General features: G+C 46.6%; 16 protein-coding genes. 15 read left to right on the top strand and 1 reads right to left on the bottom strand.

The window, feature by feature from the left end; all coding sequences use genetic code 11:
* Positions 1 to 106: 106 nt before the first annotated feature.
* From HMPREF3144_RS06115 to HMPREF3144_RS06105, 3 genes are read left to right on the top strand one after another with little or no spacing between them, the layout of a single operon-like run.
* Complete coding sequence (locus HMPREF3144_RS06115) at positions 107 to 1,210, top strand: transglutaminase-like domain-containing protein (RefSeq protein ID WP_180963781.1); 1,104 nt, start codon at positions 107 to 109, stop codon at positions 1,208 to 1,210.
* Positions 1,185 to 1,589 (top strand): hypothetical protein, encoded by a 405-nt coding sequence (locus HMPREF3144_RS06110; protein ID WP_083290409.1) that lies wholly within the window; start codon positions 1,185 to 1,187, stop codon positions 1,587 to 1,589. Before HMPREF3144_RS06115 ends, HMPREF3144_RS06110 begins: the two co-directional genes overlap by 26 nt.
* Positions 1,582 to 1,848, top strand: coding sequence for a heavy-metal-associated domain-containing protein (locus HMPREF3144_RS06105; RefSeq protein ID WP_048768448.1), 267 nt, complete (start codon positions 1,582 to 1,584; stop codon positions 1,846 to 1,848). Before HMPREF3144_RS06110 ends, HMPREF3144_RS06105 begins: the two co-directional genes overlap by 8 nt.
* A 23-nt stretch (positions 1,849 to 1,871) precedes the next feature.
* Here the strand turns inward: HMPREF3144_RS06105 and crcB are convergent, their stop codons facing one another.
* Positions 1,872 to 2,252: a fluoride efflux transporter CrcB gene (gene crcB, locus HMPREF3144_RS06100; RefSeq protein ID WP_018026355.1), complete on the bottom strand. Its 381-nt coding sequence runs from the start codon at positions 2,250 to 2,252 to the stop codon at positions 1,872 to 1,874.
* 185 nt (positions 2,253 to 2,437) lie between these two features.
* On the opposite strand from crcB, the gene HMPREF3144_RS06095 reads away from it, so the two are divergent.
* The 12 genes from HMPREF3144_RS06095 (at position 2,438) to HMPREF3144_RS06040 (ending at position 14,680) form a co-directional block, all read left to right on the top strand.
* Positions 2,438 to 2,869, top strand: coding sequence for a YqaA family protein (locus HMPREF3144_RS06095; protein WP_036557155.1), 432 nt, complete (start codon positions 2,438 to 2,440; stop codon positions 2,867 to 2,869).
* 10 nt (positions 2,870 to 2,879) lie between these two features.
* Entirely contained in the window at positions 2,880 to 3,599 is a 720-nt protein-coding gene (locus HMPREF3144_RS06090; RefSeq protein ID WP_018026357.1) for a DNA alkylation repair protein, read from the top strand.
* 108 nt (positions 3,600 to 3,707) lie between these two features.
* Entirely contained in the window at positions 3,708 to 4,571 is an 864-nt protein-coding gene (locus HMPREF3144_RS06085) for a serine/threonine protein kinase (RefSeq protein WP_070476944.1), read from the top strand.
* Positions 4,568 to 5,011, top strand: coding sequence for a hypothetical protein (locus HMPREF3144_RS06080; protein ID WP_036557127.1), 444 nt, complete (start codon positions 4,568 to 4,570; stop codon positions 5,009 to 5,011). Before HMPREF3144_RS06085 ends, HMPREF3144_RS06080 begins: the two co-directional genes overlap by 4 nt.
* Positions 5,012 to 5,175: 164 nt before the next feature.
* Positions 5,176 to 5,712 (top strand): DUF2889 domain-containing protein, encoded by a 537-nt coding sequence (locus HMPREF3144_RS06075; protein WP_083290408.1) that lies wholly within the window; start codon positions 5,176 to 5,178, stop codon positions 5,710 to 5,712.
* Between the two features lie 66 nt (positions 5,713 to 5,778).
* A complete protein-coding gene (sucC, locus tag HMPREF3144_RS11570) occupies positions 5,779 to 6,939 on the top strand; it encodes an ADP-forming succinate--CoA ligase subunit beta (RefSeq protein WP_036557122.1) in 1,161 nt (386 codons plus the stop codon).
* Between the two features lie 15 nt (positions 6,940 to 6,954).
* On the top strand, positions 6,955 to 7,836 hold the full coding sequence (sucD, locus tag HMPREF3144_RS11565; protein WP_036557119.1) for a succinate--CoA ligase subunit alpha: 882 nt from the start codon (positions 6,955 to 6,957) through the stop codon (positions 7,834 to 7,836).
* Positions 7,837 to 7,981: 145 nt separating this feature from the next.
* A complete protein-coding gene (locus tag HMPREF3144_RS06060) occupies positions 7,982 to 8,695 on the top strand; it encodes a TerC family protein (RefSeq protein WP_018026363.1) in 714 nt (237 codons plus the stop codon).
* Positions 8,696 to 8,783: 88 nt separating this feature from the next.
* A complete protein-coding gene (hemC, locus tag HMPREF3144_RS06055) occupies positions 8,784 to 9,755 on the top strand; it encodes a hydroxymethylbilane synthase (RefSeq protein WP_083290407.1) in 972 nt (323 codons plus the stop codon).
* An 11-nt stretch (positions 9,756 to 9,766) separates the two neighbouring features.
* Complete coding sequence (locus HMPREF3144_RS06050) at positions 9,767 to 10,576, top strand: uroporphyrinogen-III synthase (protein ID WP_070476942.1); 810 nt, start codon at positions 9,767 to 9,769, stop codon at positions 10,574 to 10,576.
* Entirely contained in the window at positions 10,566 to 12,461 is a 1,896-nt protein-coding gene (locus tag HMPREF3144_RS06045) for a bifunctional chorismate-binding protein/class IV aminotransferase (RefSeq protein WP_070476940.1), read from the top strand. The genes HMPREF3144_RS06050 and HMPREF3144_RS06045 overlap by 11 nt, the downstream gene beginning before the upstream one ends.
* A 194-nt stretch (positions 12,462 to 12,655) precedes the next feature.
* Complete coding sequence (locus HMPREF3144_RS06040) at positions 12,656 to 14,680, top strand: uroporphyrinogen-III C-methyltransferase (protein WP_070476938.1); 2,025 nt, start codon at positions 12,656 to 12,658, stop codon at positions 14,678 to 14,680.

The raw sequence follows: 14,680 nt of genomic DNA, 5'->3' as shown, positions 1-14,680 counted from the left end.
GCCCTTGCCAATGATTCGAGTTGCTAACGAATGGTTGTGCTGAGCTCTGCTTGCAGCGCTCGATCCTTTAATAGCAAGTTTGCTTAATTCCATAGAGGACATCATTATGATTTCAAACATAAAAAGACGCGATTTTTTTAAGGTCGGTGCTGCCAGCAGCGCGATGTTATTGCCTAATTTAGCTTTTGCTGCCACTACCAAATCGGATGCGGCGCCGGTTGCTCGAGTTAATGAAAAAGAGCGTACTTTTGAAGTGACATTAAATCATCAATTACAGGAAGCGGGTAAAGTTTCTAAACTTTGGGTTCCACTTCCGCTTAATAGCGAATATCAGCAGTTAAAAAGCTTAATTCAACATAGCGGTAATTATGATGAGTTGGTACAAAGTGATTTTGAGATTCCAACGCTGTTTGCTCAGTTTAGCGAGCATCCCGCATCCATTAGTAGTGTGTTTACCATCACCACGCAAGAGCGTAACACTGATTTTTCCAAGGTGAATTACGACGATAGCTTAGCTTTGCCGGCCGAATTGGCTGAGTACTTAGAGCCGACCAGACATATCCAAATTGATGGCATTGTTAAGGAAAAGGCAGAAGAAATCACCAAAGGGATTAAGGGTGATTTAGAGCGTGCCAAAGCAATTTATACCTGGGTATGTAATAACATGACCCGTGATGAGAGTATCGTCGGTTGTGGTGTGGGTGATGCCAAGGCCTTACTCGAATCGGGCAAGTTATATGGTAAGTGTACTGATATTAGTTCAGTCTTTGTGGCCTTATGTCGTAGTGTCGGTATTGCTAGTCGTGAGGTGTTTGGTATCCGTGTAGGTGAGAGTCGTTTTAGTCCAGCTATGGGTAGTGGTAAGGACGGTGTTGCTAATATTACCGGTGCTCAACATTGTCGTGCCGAGTTTTACTTAAAAGGCTACGGTTGGATTCCATGCGATCCGGGCGATGTAACCAAGGTGCGTTTAGCTGAAAAGCTCAGCAATGATGATAGTAAAATTGTTCAGTTGCGCGACTACCTATTCGGCAATTGGGAAATGTGCTGGATTGCCTATAACTGGGGCCGTGACTTTGCCTTAAAGCCGATGCCTGCTGAGCATCCGCTGAATAACTTCGGATATCCCTATGCCGAAGTGGATGATAATGTGCAAGACTACTACTCGCCCAAAGAGTTTGCTTATGAGTACAAATCAGTTGAGCTCTAAGCAAACAACTGATACGGCGACGCTTCAGCCAACTCAAAAAGTGCCTGATAAACCAGCTAAGCTCTGGTTATTAGGCGCTTTTATTAGTGCTGTGGGGGCGACTTTTTGTTGTCTCCCTGCGCTATTGTTATTGCTATTTGGCAGTTCTTTTGGTTTAGTCGCTGTATTCACCTCATTAGAAGCATTGAGACCTATCTTAAGTGGCCTAGCCTTATTGAGCTTTGCGGTGTATGTATGGGCTCGGTTTTTCAGAAAGCAATGCGCCTTAAGGCATCGCCTGACGCTGCGCAGTCTGTGTTTTATCGTGCTGCTGTTTTTAGGCTTGATGTTGTTATTGTTTTACCCTGAAATTTTGGGGTTATGGTATTCATATGAGTAAAGTGTTATTGAGCATTTTAGCGGCCCTTAGTATTAACGGTGCCGAGCAAAGTTATGTGATCAAGGTGGAGGGTATGCATTGTCCACTGTGTACTGCCATGGTGCGTAAAGCCCTGCTTAAGGTAGAAGGGGTTAATACGGTCAAAGCAAGTCTTAGCGATAAGATGGCAAGGGTCGAAGCCAATGAGGAGGTAACGCGCGAGAGCCTGTTGGAGGCGATTGCTACCACCGGTTATGAAGGTGTTTTTGTCGAAGAGTAACGATAGTCGCGCCAGGGATGGCTTTACTGTCCAAGGCTGATTTGATATGCCCAAATTCCCAAGAGTGTAAAAAGCAAGGAGCCGATCAGGTGTAGGGCGATACTAAGCAGGGCATAGGCGATTTTGCCGCTTTGTAGTAGGGTGACGATTTCCATTGAAAAGGTAGAAAAGGTGGTGAGCGCACCACAAAAGCCGGTAATCAGAAAGAGTTTATAGTTAACGCTAAGCGTGCTATTGGCAAAAAAAGACACGGCAAAGCCGATGATAAAGCCGCCGATCCAATTGACGACTAAGGTGCCCAAAGCCACATTGGCAAGGTAGTGGTTTAATTGTAAACTGAGGCCCCAACGCAGCCATGCCCCAAGCATGGCACCGATACCAACGGCTAATATTGATAGATACATCGCTTCTTCTGCCTATTGTTATAGTCATTTAAAATACCGTAACTTAGTCAAGGATTTTAGCCGACTTTATCGCCAGTCGGAACATTCTTGCGGTCGGGCTTGGCCGTCTGGAAGCAGGAATCCCATCCCTTTAGGGAGGGGAGGAAGTCAACCTTGTAACGCAGATTAAAAAAATTGAATTGCCCGTGTTAAATTATTTTATTGTGTTTGCGACAGGCTTTATTGCCGCCACGCTCTTGCCGGCACAGTCGGAAGCGGTGTTATTGGGCATGCTGCACTTATCGCAACAATCGGCCATGCTATTGGTGCTGTTTGCTACGGTGGGTAATGTCTTGGGTTCGGTACTGAACTGGTGGTTGGGTACGCAGCTTGAGCGTTTTAAGGAGCGTTCGTGGTTTCCGGTGTCAGAACAGCGTTTAGTACAAGCGCAAGACTATTATCAACGCTACGGGTCTTGGATATTATTATTTTCCTGGTTGCCGATTATTGGTGATCCCATCACCTTTGTTGCCGGGGTGCTGCGAGAGCGATTCTATCGTTTTTTAATCCTCGTCAGCTTGGCAAAGGGCGGGCGCTACGTTCTGATCAGTTTAGCCTATGTCTATGCCCAAGCTTAGGAGTATCACAATGTCTATCGTTAGTATTCAAAACCGTTTATTTGAGCTGCGGGATAGCAGTTATGCCGAGTTTCAACGCCAACTCGTGCCGACCTTAGCGCCAGAACGCATTATCGGGGTGCGACTGCCGCAATTACGACGTTTAGCCAAGACGCTGAGTCAGGAAGCATCAGAGCCGTTTCTACGAGCGTTACCGCATTCATACTATGATGAAAATATGCTGCATGCCATTTTGCTATCGGAAATGCGGGCGTTTGAGGAATGTCTAGCGGCAGTGGAACGCTTTTTACCCTTTATCGATAATTGGGCTGTCTGTGATACGCTATCGCCCAAGGTGTTTAAGGAGCATCGGCCCGAGCTGTTGCTACCTATCCGTCGCTGGTCAGTCGCAGCGCATGGCTATCAAAGACGCTTTGCAATCACTATGCTAATGCGTCATTTTCTGGATGAGGATTTTAAGCCTGCCTATTTAGCCATTCCTATGGCTATGTGCTCTGATGAATACTATGTCAATATGGCCATCGCCTGGTTTTTTGCCACAGCCTTAGCTAAGCAATGGGCATCGACCATTGGCTTGATTGAGGAGCAACGATTAGCCCCTTGGGTGCATAATAAAACCATACAAAAAGCCCGAGAAAGTTATCGCATTACAACCGCTCAAAAAGACTACTTACTGAGTTTAAAGCAAGCGCCTAGAAAACAATCAGCCGGAGGTCTTGCTCATAACTGATTAGATGTGGCCTATGGCAACTACTAATAATAGCCAAGGGCTAAGCGGCAGTAGCGAGAATTTGTTAAAGTTAAACTAGATTTAATTAATGGCCAAAGGGGAAACGTCATGAGATCAGCAAATTATTTTTTCAAAGAGGATGAGCTCATTGATCAGCAGTATAAGGTCAAATCCTTGATATCGATTAATGACTATGCCCAAACTTACCGCGTGCGTAATCCGGCCTTTGAGGCCAAGGTATTAAAGCTTTTTTTAAAGGAGGCAAATACTGAACTCTCGGTGCTTGAACGCTTGGATAGCCCGCATGTGGTCAAGCTGGATAGCGTCGGGCAAGTCCGAGTGAATGGCAGCGATTATCCCTATGCTATTTTAGATTATGTTAATGGCGATAGTCTTTTCGAGCGCACTGAACGGCAGGAGATGCTCTCATTTATCGGTGCTTATAATGTCTTTTTAGGCATTATCAATGCCTTGATTTATTTGCGACGTTTACATCCCACCGTGGATCATTATCGTATTTTGCCTAAAAACATCATCCTGAATCTAGCTTCCAATGCCTTTTTGCCCGTGTTAGCGAATTTTAGTTCCAGTGGTGCTAAGGATATTGACTATACGCCGGATGAGATGTTTTTTATCGCTCCGGAAATGCTGCACAAGCAACGGCATGAGAGTACGGACCTATATTCAGCGGCAGCGATTTATTATTATTTATTGCATGGTCATGCACCCTTTAGTAAGGAGATGAATGCGCCTGCTATGCAAGCGATACCATTCGAAGAGGCCTTATTTAGGCAAAAGCAGAGTTTAGTGGATTTTCATGTGGACTTATATGATTCCACGCGCTACATCATTCGCAAAGCCATGCACCCTGATCCAACAGCGCGCTATCAGGATCCAGCAGAAATTCGCCGAGATTTATACAAAGATCCTCACGATCCCTGTTTTAGCGAGTACTTGGCCGCACTTAAGTGAGTGGTTTAGCGCGCAGTTTACGTTTTTTTGAGAAGTCGATGGAAGAGCATACGCAAAAACTCGGTGTTTGGATAAGTCTCTATTGTGTGAGCGCAGTTATCACTGGGGTAGGGGCGTTTTTATTTGCCTTGATTGGTCTTAAAAATCTCTCCGAGGCGCCCGCAGGTTTTACTTTACTGATTAGTTTGTTATTTTTAACAGCCTTGATTCATTTATTTCTGGTGTATCGCCTACTGGGGGTTAAAACAGCAGCGACGATTTATATGGTGTGGGCCTTTGAATTAGCAAATATTATCCTGACCTTGTTGGGCTTATCTGCTGCCGGTGCGCCAGTGCTGCTTTATCTGCTCATTAGAGCTGCATTTTTGTGTTATTTCTTTTTATCAAAGCGGGTGAGAGCGCTGTATGGCTTTAGGTCTAGCAGTGTCGAGAGTATTTAAAATGCGCATTGGCTTGTCGATGAACCGGACAAGCTAAGCCATGCAGGAGCGGTAGTGATATGATGCTGTCACTAAGCTTATCGGCGCTTCATTCAAACACATTGGGCGAAGCTTTTCAGTTATAATCACATGGGCAAAAATGATAAATAGATAGTTGAGGCAACGTGGTCGAACGTAAAAAAATTCATACGCGCCAAATGAGCATTGAGTCTTATGAGCGAAGTGATGGTCTTTGGGATATTGAAGCCAAATTAGTTGATTTCAAAAGCTATGATTTTACAAAATCGGATGGTTCAATCAAAAAGGCGGGCGATCCAGTTCATGATTTAAATATCTGCTTGACGGTGAATGACGAGGGTTTGATTGTTGATGCCGGGGTTTCCTATGCTGCGGCACCCTATGGTGATGTTTGTCGCGCCATTGAGGAATCGTATCAGCGGCTGATTGGGCTCCATTTACTAAAGGGCTTTCGGCACAAGGTGCGTGAGCAGTTTGCTAAAACACAGGGCTGTACGCATATGAGCGAGTTAGCGGTGCTGATTCCAACTGTTTTTGTTCAAAGCTTATCACGCAAACGTATCAATGATGCGGTTGATAGCGGTCGACGTCCGTTTCAGCTAGAGGGCTGTCATGCTTATGCCTTAGGGTCACCCGTTGTAAAGGAGTTTTATCCTCAATGGTATGTGCCAACGGTAGATTAATTAGTTGTAAATCACGCACTTTATTTTTAGAATAAAGTTTTTTCAATTATTTCTTATAGGTCATCTATGAATATTCATGAGTATCAAGGTAAGGAACTATTAAGAAAGTTCGGTGTTAATGTACCTCGCGGTATTCCGGCTTTTACAGTAGAAGAGGCTGTCAAGGCAGCTGAGGAGCTTGGCGGTCCGGTTTGGGTTGTAAAAGCACAGATTCATGCCGGCGGTCGTGGTAAGGGCGGCGGTGTAAAATTAGCTAAATCAGTGGATGAGGTGCGTCAACTTGCTTCCGAAATCCTCGGTATGCAGTTAGTTACTCATCAAACCGGCCCTGAGGGTCGCAAGGTGAAGCGTCTGCTTATCGAAGAGGGTGCTGATATCAAAAAGGAGTATTACCTAGGTATCGTCACTGACCGTGGTACTCAGAAAAATGCGGTCATGGCTTCTAGCGAAGGTGGTATGGACATTGAAGAAGTAGCGGCCAAAACCCCTGAAAAGCTACTTAAGGTGTTTGTGGATCCTGCCACTGGTTTGACGGCAGAGGATGCTGAGAAATTAGCACGCGGTATTGGTGTGCCTGAAGCCTCGATTGCAGAAGCAGTGGATCAGTTCCAAAAACTGTACCAAGCATATTGTGAGACTGACGCTTCTTTGGCCGAGATTAACCCGCTTATCCTAACGGGTGACGGTCATATTCGTGCCTTGGATGCGAAGTTTAACTTTGACTCGAATGCTTTATTCCGTCAGCCTGAGATTGTGGCTTATCGTGACCTAGACGAAGAGGATCCGGCTGAGATTGAAGCCAGCAAGTTCGATTTAGCCTATATTCAATTAGACGGTAATATTGGTTGTTTGGTAAATGGTGCTGGTCTAGCGATGGCGACCATGGATACCATTAAGCTCTTTGGTGGTGAGCCTGCTAACTTCCTCGACGTTGGCGGTGGCGCAACCGCTGAAAAAGTGACCGAAGCCTTTAAAATCATGTTAAAAAATGACGATGTTAAAGCCATTCTAGTGAATATCTTTGGTGGTATTATGCGTTGTGATGTGATTGCTGAAGGGGTGGTTGCTGCCTGCCGTGCGGTTAACTTAAATGTGCCTTTAGTAGTGCGCATGAAGGGTACCAACGAGGAGTTAGGTAAGCAAATTCTTGCTGATTCCGGTTTGCCAATTATTAGTGCTGATACCATGGCTGAAGCCGCAACCAAGGTTGTAGAAGCCGCCAAATAAGATAGAGGATTACAAATGTCAATTTTAATTAATAAAGATACTAAGGTGATCACTCAAGGGATTACCGGTAAGACGGGTCAATATCACACTCGCCATAGCCGTGAGTATGCTAATGGTCGTGAGGCCTATGTCGCTGGTGTGAACCCTAAGCGCGTGGGCGAGGATTTTGAGGGTATCCCTATTTTTGGTACGGTAAAAGATGCTAAGGCTGAAACCGGTGCCACTGTCTCCGTGATTTATGTACCACCTGCGGGCGCAGCAGCTGCGATTTTAGAGGCGGTTGAGGCTGAGCTAGACTTAGTGATTTGTATTACCGAGGGTATTCCTGTGCGTGATATGTTGGAAGTTCGCAATAAAATGCGTGCTTTAAACAGCAAAACGCTGTTATTAGGTCCTAACTGCCCGGGCTTAATTGTTCCTGAGGAGTTGAAAATCGGTATTATGCCGGCGCATATTCATCGCAAAGGTCGCATTGGCGTGGTGAGCCGTTCCGGTACCTTAACCTATGAAGCAGTGGCTCAGTTAACTGAGCTTGGTCTAGGCCAGTCCGCTGCCGTTGGTATTGGTGGTGACCCGATCAATGGTCTAAAGCATATTGACGTATTAAAAATGTTCAATGATGACCCTGAGACTGATGCGGTTGTGATGATCGGTGAAATCGGTGGTCCGGATGAAGTTGAAGCCGCACGTTGGGCAAAAGACAATATGACTAAGCCTATTGTTGGCTTTATTGCTGGTGTGACTGCACCTGCAGGTAAGCGTATGGGTCACGCCGGTGCCTTAATTTCTGGTGGTGATGATACAGCCGATGCGAAATTAGCCGTGATGGAAGAGTGCGGTATTAAAACCACGCGCAACCCGTCTGAAATGGGTAAATTATTGAAATCGATTCTTTAATTTAGTCCTATCAGCTATGTTAACCCTAGTCGCTTAGTCGCTGACTAGGGTTTTTTTATGACGATTTACTGCTTTTATAAGGGCAGGCAACAGCTGCATACGTTATAATTTTCGCTCCTTTCCACGATTAATCGGATCACAGTTCATGTTCGAATTTATTCAAATGATTCACTGGGGTGCAGTGTTTCAAATTGTCTTAATTGATATTTTACTCGGTGGCGATAATGCCATTATCATTGCTTTAGCTTGTCGTAATCTCGATAAGCATCAGCGTATTAGAGGTATTCTGTGGGGTACGGCAGGCGCCATTTTCCTGAGAGTGATACTGATTTTCTTTGCCATGTCCTTATTGCTGATCCCTTATTTAAAAATTGTCGGTGCGTTGTTACTGCTATGGATTGGGATTAAGCTATTGATACCTCATGAGGAGCATCACGAGGTTAAGGCCAGTGCTAGTGTGTGGGGCGCGGTACGTACAATTTTGGTTGCGGATTTAGTGATGAGTTTTGATAATGTCATTGCGATTGCCGGTGCGGCACAAAACACAGCCGATCATCATCAGATGTTTTATGTGATTTTCGGTTTGTTGGTGAGTGTGCCAATTATTATTTGGGGTAGCTCTTTAGTGCTTAAACTCATCGACCGTTTCCCTTGGGTCGTGGTCTTCGGTGCTGCCTTGCTTGGCTGGATTGCCGGTGGTCTCGTGGTGGGTGATGTTGCTACGAAGAACTTCTTCTTTGAGGGTGAGACAGCACCTGCGGTAGTGAAATATAGCGCCGAGCTGATTGGTGCCTTATTGGTGGTGGGTATTGGTTTATTGTGGGCTCGTATGAGCAAAAAACCTAAGCAAGACGCTTAAAAACTCTCCTTAGCTTGTTAACTAACCATCATGTGTGTGGCTTTGCTATGATTAAAGTCTGACCATGATGGTTAGTTGTTTTTAGTTAATGCATTTTATTGAGATTACATTGAAGTTACCTGAAAAAATCGTCATTGCTACCCGTGCCAGTCGTTTAGCTCTATGGCAAGCAGAATTTGTTCAACACGCCCTGCAAACTCAATACCCTGGTTTAGTGGTTGAATTGCTTAAGTTGACTACCAAGGGTGATCAGATTATTGACCGTAGCTTATCTAAAATCGGTGGTAAGGGTCTTTTTGTTAAGGAATTGGAAAGCGCATTGTTGGATGGTCGTGCCGATTTGGCTGTGCATTCACTAAAGGATGTGCCAATGGCATTGTACGAGGAGTTTGCACTGAGTACGATTTTAAAGCGTGCTGATCCGCGTGATGCCTTTGTTTCCAATCGCTATGAAACCTTAGACGATTTACCTGAGGGGGCGGTGCTGGGCACCTCCAGCTTACGTCGTGAGGCACAGATTCGTGCCCTTTACCCTCATTTAGTGGTGCAGCCTTTGCGTGGCAATCTAGATACCCGTTTAGGCAAATTAGATGCGGGTTATTACGATGCCATTATTTTAGCGGCTTCCGGTTTAGAGCGTTTAGGCTTAGCAGAGCGGATTCGCTCCTATTTGACCGTGGATCAAAGCCTACCCGCTGCTGGTCAAGGGGCTTTAGGGATTGAGATCTTAGCCAGTCGTGATGATTTGCGTGAGCTCTTAGCCTTTTTAGCATGCGCAGAATCCACTGCTACCGCAACGGCCGAACGTGCTATTTCTCAGGCCTTGGGGGGTTCTTGTCAGGTGCCGATCGCTGCGCATGCGGTGGTAGAGGATAATCAACTGTACTTACGGGCCATGGTCGCCTTACCTGATGGTACTGCCTCTTTAACAACAGAAATTCGTGGTGATTTAGCCGATGCTCAGCAATTGGGTGGTAGAGCGGCCGAGGATTTATTAGCAAAGGGCGGTCGTCGTTTGTTGGATGAGGCTTTAAAGCAGAGTGCAGCACGCAGTTTTTAAGCGCTGAGTTCATGTCCTTTGATTTAGTCATTAATACCCGACCTGCTCACAAGAGTCGCGAGTTAGAGGCATTACTGGGGGATTTTAAGCAGTTAAATTTACCGGCCCTTAGCTTAGTGCCGCTTGACTTCCAACTGCCTGCGACTTGGCAGGCGAATGATTTTATCTTTTTTGTGAGTCAATTTGCGGTAGATTGTTTTTTTTCATACTTACAGCAGCATGCCATCGGGTGGCCTCCGCATTTATATGCGGCGGCAGTGGGACCGGTGTCGGCAGATGCATTACTAGCGCACGGTCTAGCGCCGGAGAGGGTGTTAGTCGCACCTCAAGGTGAGGCGGATTCGGAGTCTTTTTTGGATTGGTTCGAGGCCCATTATCAAGTGCCGAAGCGGGTGATGATTGTGCGCGCTGAGCATGGTCGGGATTGGCTTTATCAGCAATTACAACAGCGCCACGTTGAAACTAGTTTTTTAGCCGTTTATAAGCGCACCGCCGCGGTTTGGAGCGAGCAAGCAAAGCAGCCTTTGTTGGATTTGCTAAGCACCAAGCCTGAGGCCCGTGTTTGTTGGTTGATGACGAGTCGTGATAGCGTGGATGCAGTCGTTGCTCAATGGCAACAAGAGCCGCTGCTAGCGCAGTATGCTTGGCAACATGATTTTCTATTTTTTCATGCCCGGATTGCTGAACATTTGCAGCATATAAAAATGCAACTCGCCCCAGCGCAAAAGACGCCCTTACGGATGCATTTCTGCCAAGCTGATAATGTGAGCATTGTTGCGGCGCTTAAGCGTTTAAGCGCCAAAGGATCCTATGTTGAATAAGCCAAGCGTCGATCACTTCGTCCTGTTAGATGATATGGAAAGCGAAAGCGCACTCCTGTTGAGTGATTTTGCGACGCATTGCAGTTTTGATGCCGCTCAGTTGGCAGATGTGGACCAAAGGTTGCAAGTGCTTTGGGATCAGGGTTTATATACTTTTTTCTATATTCCTTATGAGTTCGGGGTGGCGCTACTTAATCAAGCTTCGGCGCCTGCAAGTGCTCAACAGCTACATATTTTCTGCTTTAGAAAAAAGGAGCAGCTAAGCCGTAGTGCCCGGCAGCAGCTGTTAGCGCAGTATGCTGATACGCCGGCAGGGATTGCTGAGCCAAGATTAGCCATCGATGCCGAGACCTTTGCTCAAAAAATTGCAGCCATTCATGCGAGTATCGAACGTGGTGAGGTGTATCAAATAAACTTCACCAGTCGTTTAGACTTTAAAAGCTATGGTCATCCGATCACGCTATACCGCCGCTTGTGTGAGCAACAGCGGGTCCCCTATGGCGCATTGGCTCATTTACCATTAGCGGAACAGCCGTGGCTATTAAGTTTTTCGCCAGAGCTATTTTTAGATATTCAGGCCAATGGTGTGGTGCGGGCTAAGCCGATGAAAGGAACGGCGCCTATCTTGAATGATGCGCATGATGAAGCGCGTGCCCTTGCTTTAAAAAACGATCTTAAAAATCGTGCTGAAAATCTGATGATCGTCGATTTATTACGTAACGATCTGGGGCGCATTGCGAAGCTTGGTAGTGTAAAGGTGCCTGCTTTGTTTGAGGTTGACCGCTTTGGTGCGGTGTGGCAAATGACGAGTACGGTGGAAGCGCAGATGCCAGCTGATATAAGCTTTTCCCACTTGCTTAAAGCTGCATTTCCTTGCGGCTCCATCACCGGTGCGCCTAAACATATGAGCATGCAATTGATTGAGGCGCTTGAACAAAGGCCGCGCGGGATTTATACCGGGAGCATTGGCCTACTTGAAGCCAATCCAGAGGCTAGCAAGGCAGCAGGCGAGTTGTCCTTTTACGGTCAACTCAATGTGATGATACGTAGTTTCCATCTGCAGGAGGCGGATGGGTATTATCAAGGTGCCATGGGGGTCGGTTCGGGGATTGTGATCGATAGTCAGGCAGCCACAGAATACGATGAATTATATTGGAAAATGCGTTTTTTACTCGGTTTAAGGCCGGAGTTCAGTATTTTTGAAACCATGCGCTGGGAAGCGGGGGCTTGTCAGCTGCTAGCACGTCATAAAAAACGTTTGCTAAGCTCGGCCAAAGCCTTGAATTATCCTCTGGATGCGCAGTCGTTGGAGCAGGCCTTGAGCTATTTTTATAAGCAATTACCTAAGCAAGGCAGCTATCGACTGAAATTGAGTCTATGTCCTGTTCAACAACGAGCCGTGGAGCAGCAAAATACATGGATTTATGCGCTAGATAATGACTTTTATTTAGAGGCAAGTCTTTTTAGCTTGGAGGCGCTTGAGTCTCAGCAGTGCGTTTTAGTGACTAAGCAATCCATTGTTAGCGGGAATTATTTGAGTCGTCATAAAAGTGATCAACGAAGTGTGTATGATGCGGTATTAAAACAGGCGTTGGCACATCAGGCCTTTGATGCTCTGATGTTTGATAAGCAGTTGAATCTGCTTGAAGGTGCTCGTAGTAATGTGTTTTTAAAAATCAATGGCCAATGGCATACGCCGACAGCGAAGCTACCGATATTGAACGGTGTAATGCGTCAAGAGATATTAGCGCAACCTATGCACTATTTGGGCGTGGATCATGTGGTTGAAGGCAGGCTTCACTATGAGGAGGTGATGCAGGCCGATGAGATAGTTTTAACTAATGCTTTGCGGGGCGTATTGCCGGTCAATCGTTTAATCATTTAAGCTTTATCAATTTTGCGCTCAGTAAATCGTGATAAATTGCATTAAAGCTTAATCCAAGCCTGTGATTGGTATAGAATCAAAAAGATAGTAAAATCTTAAATCACATGTGAACTGGTCTTCACTGACTTATTTCACGATAAAAATATTATTCCTATATTTAGGGTAACAACTCATTCATCAGAAGGAAGTGCACTATGGCAAAAAGTCGTAATCCCAATCATCAGGGCGGAGATAGCCCCGAAGAGATTCATCAAACTGCTGATGCAGACATTCTAGCTACTGATGAGCAAGTTGATGATCAGCCAGCAGTATCCACGGTGACAGAGGCAGATAGCTCACAGAGCGCTGAGCCAACGGCAAGCCCAAGCAAGAAAAAGGGAAGTAATGCTGTGTGGTACGGTGTGGCGGGTGTGTTAGTCGCTGCTGCCGTTGCTGGCGTGTATTACTCCAATCAGAGTGAGGTTAAGGGTTTAACACCGGGTACGGTGAATCAGGCCACACCGGATGCGAGTTCGATTCAAGAGGTGCCGGCAGATCCTCAAGGCTTAGAGCGCAGTGATCCGCCCTTAAGTGCTGACGAAGTACCTGAGCCAAGTGCTTCAGAATCATTTAACACCGAGATGGGTGAGGAGGAGTCAAAGGCTAACTTTATGGGTGCCCAGGCAACTGCACCAGCGCCTGCTGAAGCGACGGCGTCTGGCGCAGCGGCCGCTGAAAACTCTGCAGATGATGTAGCCAGTGCGGCCGATGTGGTGGCCCACCAAAGCGGAGATCAGCTGAGCACTGAGTCAGCTGAGACCACGCAGGATGAGTCTGTAGCGACGGCCGATGAGCAAGCACCTGCAGACGAGAGCACCGCAGTTGTGCCTGGTGAGCAGGGACCAGTGGTTAGCCCGGAGGTAGGTATTGGTGCCTTTGAACAAGAGGAACTGGCCAAGGGTGAGATGGATACCCAGGATATGACCGCAACGGACGAACCGAATGCTACGCAGACATCGGCGGCTGAGGCGCAAGCGCAAGTAAACGCGGCGGAAGCTGAAGCAGAGGATACGACCTCAACAACGGAGGACGCAAGCACCACTAATTCTTCAACAGAGCCAGCGTCAGAGCCAGCAGCAACAGAGCCAAGCACTGAGGCACCCGCTGATACATTGCCACCCCCAGCAAGTGATGAAGCTAGCAGCAGGCCAGCCGCTGAACATGCGACTTCTGACAGCGACAAGGCTGCCGCTGAGCCGATGGCCGATTCTGGTAACGATAAGGCTGCTACTGAGCAGATGGCCGATCCTACTGTTTTAGCCCAATTAGAGCGTGAATATGAATTACTTAATGTGCGTCAGCAACAGGAAATTCATCGCCTCCAAGAGGAATTGGCGGGTATGCAACAACATTTGCAAGTACAAAATACCAGTGCTGAGAATTTATTGTTGAATGACGTTTCTCGCCTAATGCAATCGGCAGAAAATGAATTGCGTTTTAATGGCAATGTGCCTAATGCGGTCTCAATTTTGACGGTAGCTCAGCGCTTAGCGGCGGAATCTAAAAATAAAATGTTAGAGGGTTTAGTAGGCGCCATCGGTGCAGATATCGTGGCCTTAAAATCTAATGAATCCGCTACCGTTGATGATATGTTTAAGCAGGTGCAACAAGTCGCCAGTCTGATTGATGCAGCGCCATTAAATACGCCTGATTATGCGTCCCAGAGCCAATTGATGCTACCTACTGCTAAAGCGTCTGAAGCGGCAGCGGTTGAAGCAGCAGCTGAGACGAGCGAAACGACGGCGCTGGATGCGGACGCCAAGTGGTATGATCGTGCCTGGTCTCAGACTAAGAGCTATGCCTCTAAAGCCTATGGTGCGGTTGCCAGTGATTTAGGTGACTTGGTGCGAGTAGAAAAGCTCTCCGATCCAGACTCTGGTTTATTGTCGGTAGAGCAAGCGGGTATTCTGCGTAATAATTTAAAAATGCAGCTTAGCTTTGCCCAGCAGGGGCTGATGAGTAGACAGCAAGGTGTGTGGCAAACCTCATTGATGACGGTGGAGCAAGCCTTGGATCAGTATTTCCGTGCCGATGCAGCTGAAACACAGCAAGCAAAAATGCTATTAACTGAATTAAAAAAGGCCTCAGTGCAACCATCTATGCCAGATATTTCACATAGCCGCCGCGCCTTATCAGAAACTTATGAACAGCTTCGTGTTCAGCGTTCTTTCCAGGAGTAA

Origin of the sequence: Oligella sp. HMSC05A10 (assembly GCF_001808335.1) — a bacterium.
GTDB classification, from domain to species: domain Bacteria; phylum Pseudomonadota; class Gammaproteobacteria; order Burkholderiales; family Burkholderiaceae_B; genus Oligella; species Oligella urethralis.
This window is presented reverse-complemented; position numbering and strand designations above follow the sequence as displayed.